4 protein-coding genes are annotated in these 4,101 nt (G+C 35.8%); all 4 read left to right on the top strand.

Annotated elements, in window-relative coordinates; genetic code table 11:
- The first annotated feature begins 301 nt into the window (after positions 1-301).
- Positions 302-1,066, top strand: coding sequence for a cytochrome c oxidase subunit II (coxB, locus tag WGMM_RS03965; RefSeq protein ID WP_038250405.1), 765 nt, complete (start codon positions 302-304; stop codon positions 1,064-1,066).
- A 15-nt stretch (positions 1,067-1,081) separates the two neighbouring features.
- Positions 1,082-2,632, top strand: a complete 1,551-nt coding sequence (ctaD, locus tag WGMM_RS03970; protein ID WP_038250408.1) for a cytochrome c oxidase subunit I — start codon at positions 1,082-1,084, stop codon at positions 2,630-2,632.
- A gap of 1 nt (position 2,633) precedes the next feature.
- Entirely contained in the window at positions 2,634-3,521 is an 888-nt protein-coding gene (locus WGMM_RS03975; protein WP_038250411.1) for a heme o synthase, read from the top strand.
- Positions 3,522-3,696: 175 nt separating this feature from the next.
- Positions 3,697-4,101 (top strand): ribonuclease HI (gene rnhA / locus WGMM_RS03980; protein ID WP_038250414.1); only part of this gene is annotated, 405 nt, incomplete at its 3' end.

Genomic DNA, 4,101 nt, shown 5'->3' on the forward strand with positions numbered 1-4,101 from the left:
AAGTTTAATAGTGTCTGTTACTGCTTTTAGGTGTGAGGCTAGAGGGTTATTAGCAGTAACAGACACTATTAAACTTATTATTAAGAATTTACTTAAAGTAAATACTTAATTTAAAATATTATAATATTTTTACTTACAATAGATTTATGTAAATGCTTTTTTCCTCAAATTAGTGTTGTACTATTATACTTGTTGAATGACTAAAAAATTATTAACCATCACCAATCTCTGTTTGCATAGTAAGTTTATATATACTATTATACAGTATATCACTTAGTTTTATAGCAAACAAACAAAAGATATGGTGAAGTTATTTGCACTATTGATAATATTTTACTCAAATGTATCTGTTGCCTCTGCTCCTACTTCCTGGCAATTTGGATTTCCTGCTCCTGCAACTGAAGTAATGGAGGCTGTAGTTAGGTCACATTCGTTTGTGATGCTTGTGATGGTTACAATAATGCTTTTTGTGTGGGCGCTGCTTGCTTATATAGCGTTTCGCTTTCGTAAAAGCAAAGTAACAAACATAAGTAAAACTACCCATAGTGTTCCTTTAGAAATTATTTGGTTTGTTATACCAACTATCATTGTTGGAATATTAGCTTTTGAAAACGCTAAATTACTGAAGCTACAGGAAGAAATACCGAAAGCTGACATAACACTAAAAGTTATTGGCCATCAATGGTATTGGAGCTACCAATATCCAGAATATCAAGGTGTGTCATTTGATAGTTATATTAAGGGAAAAGAAGACTTTATCGAAGGAGATTTAAAGCTATTCTCTGTTGATAACAACATCATTTTACCCGTTAATGCTAACGTTCGTTTACAAGTTACAGCAGGAGATGTGATACACAGCTGGGGAGTACCGGCTTTTGGTGTAAAAATTGATGCGATACCAGGTAGGCTGAATGAGGCGTGGTTTAATATCAAAAAGCCTGGTGTTTATTACGGGCAGTGCTACGAATTGTGTGGTCAAGGCCATGGATTTATGCCAATTGTTGTTGAAGCAGTAAGCAAAGAAGATTTTAATAAGTGGATTGAAAATAGAAAATTAGTGAGTTAAATTTGGAGTATAGATATGGGTGACGTACCAAAGGGCATAAAGCGTTGGTTGTTTTCCACTAATCATAAAGACATAGGGACACTGTACATTGTTTTTTCCATATTAGCTGGAATTATTGGTGGATTATTATCGGTGATTATTCGCACTCAGCTAATGCACATTAATATACTTAACAATAATTATCAATTATATAACGTAATGGTCACAGGGCATGCGTTGATAATGGTGTTTTTTATGATAATGCCAGCCTTAATGGGAGGATTTGGTAATTGGTTTGTACCTCTCATGATTGGCGCACCAGATATGGCATTTCCTCGTATGAATAATTTAAGTTTTTGGTTATTAGTGTCATCTTTTATTTTGCTCATTCTCTCAGTGTTTATTGGTGAAGGTCCAGGTACAGGTTGGACTTTATATCCACCTTTATCACAGGTAATGTCCCATCCAAGTGCAGGAGTTGACCTTGCTATACTTGCACTTCATGTTGCTGGTATGTCGTCAATTGTTGGGGCGATCAACTTTATAGTTACTATATTTAACATGCGCGCAAAAGGCATGTCATTAACTAAGATGCCACTGTTTGTTTGGTCTGTCTTGCTAACAGCATTTATGTTGATTGTTGCTTTACCAGTGCTTGCCGGTGCTATAACTATGCTTCTAACTGATCGCAATATTGGCACTTCCTTTTTTGATCCTGCCGGTGGTGGCGATCCTGTGTTATTTCAACATCTATTTTGGTTTTTTGGTCATCCAGAAGTTTACGTAATTATTTTTCCTGCATTTGGCATCATAAGTCAGGTTGTATCAACTTTTTCTCACAGACCTGTATTTGGTTACATAGGGATGGTTTATGCAATGATAGGTATAGCAGTATTTGGCTTTATGGTTTGGGCTCATCATATGTTCACTGTTGGGCTTAGTGCTGACGCTGCTGCATTTTTTAGCACTACCACAATTTTTATCGGTGTTATAACTGGTGTAAAAGTCTTTAGCTGGATTGCAACTATGTGGGGTGGAGCAATTGAGTTTAAGACCCCTATGCTGTTTGCACTAGGTTTTATTTTTATGTTTGTTAGCGGTGGCATAACGGGAATAATTCTTTCTCATGGTGGAATAGATAAGCTCCTGCACGACACCTATTATGTTGTTGCTCACTTCCATTATGTCATGTCACTTGCTGCATTATTTGGAGCTTTTGCTGGCTTTTATTATTGGATTGGTAAAATGTCGGGTAAACAATATAATGAGCGCTTAGGTCAAATCCACTTTTGGCTTACTTTTATTAGCACCAATATCACTTTTTTACCTCAACATTTCTTAGGATTAGCTGGTATGCCAAGGCGTATACCTGATTATCCTGATGCGTTTATCCCTTGGAATTATATATCCTCAATTGGTTCGTATATGTCCTTTGTTTCAGTTATGTTTTTTGTGTTTATAGTTATACATCTCTTTAAATGGGGCAAGAAAGCTGGAGATAATCCCTGGGGAGGTGACACCTTGGAATGGACGGTATCTTCACCACCGCCTTTTCATACTTTCGAAAAACCACCAGTGGTAAAATAGAATGTACACAAGTGTTTTGCTCAATGTTGAATCAACAATACTGGATTTTTGGCGTTTGCTGAAGCCAAGGATAATGTATCTTGTGGTATTTACTGCAGTTGCTGGTATGGTTACTGCACCAGGTAGTATGCACCCTTTTCTAGCACTAATATCTCTTGTATGTGTTGCTCTTGGCTCAGGATCTGCAGGTGCTATAAATATGTGGTATGACAAAGACATAGATCTGCTCATGGAAAGGACAAAAAACCGCCCTATACCTTCAGGTAGAGTTTCTGCAGAAAGCGCGCTTGAATTTGGTATAACTCTTGGAATATTGTCGGTATTTATCATGGCAATAGCAGTAAATTATATTTCTGCTGCTTTGCTTGCAGTTAGCATATTATTTTACGTTTTCGTATATACAATTTGGCTAAAAAGGCGTACTCCGCAGAATATCGTTATCGGTGGTGCAGCAGGTGCTTTTCCTCCAATGATTGGCTGGGCAGCTGTAACTAATTCTGTCAGTTGGGAAAGTTTCATTTTATTTTTAGTAATTTTTATGTGGACTCCGCCACACTTTTGGGCCCTATCTTTAAATAAGTCTGAAGACTATGCAAAGGCATCGATTCCAATGTTCAATATTGTTTATGGTCCGGAAAAAACAAGAAAATATATATTAATTTATAGTGTCTTGCTGGTGCTAACTAGCTTGCTTCCAGCTCTATTCTTGAAAAAGGCTTTACTTTATCTAAGCATGGCAATTTTTGCAGGTTGCATCTTTATTTGGTACGCTATATCAATTCTCAGATTCAAGAACCACAACTCACAGAAACAAATGTTTTCTTACTCAATTTCTTATCTATTTTCCCTATTTGCCAGTATTATTTTTTGTTCTATTGATTTATTTTAGTTATGAAAGAACGGCAGAAACATAAAAACTATTTTTTCCTTTTCCTTTTGGTAATGCTCGTTGTCACACTTTTTTTTGTTTCTATAATAAAATTTAAAGGTGCAGCTTAAACTACCTTTAGAAATTGTGCTTTCATAAAAGCAACTATATACTTTGTTAACCGATATAAACAAAGATGAGTAAAAAAGAAGTGACAATATATACGGATGGGGCGTGTTCTGGTAATCCTGGAGCGGGAGGATGGGCAGCTATCATATTATTTCAAGATTACAGAAAAGACATTTATGGTAGAGAAGAAAATACCACAAACAATAAAATGGAGTTAACAGCGGTGATCAATGGGCTGAAAGTATTGAAATTTTCTTGTAATATTAATTTACATATGGATAGTCTTTATGTTAAATATGGCATAACAGAGTGGATAAATAAGTGGAAAATGAATGGCTGGAAAACAAGTAATAAAAAATCAGTAAAAAATATGGAATTGTGGAAAGAGCTAGACAACGTTGCTTCACAACACGAAATTGATTTGAAGTGGGTTAAAGCACACAGTGGCGATAAGTATAATGAAGAGGCTGAT

This window comes from Wolbachia endosymbiont of Glossina morsitans morsitans, assembly GCF_000689175.1.
Taxonomy (GTDB): Bacteria; Pseudomonadota; Alphaproteobacteria; order Rickettsiales; family Anaplasmataceae; genus Wolbachia; species Wolbachia pipientis.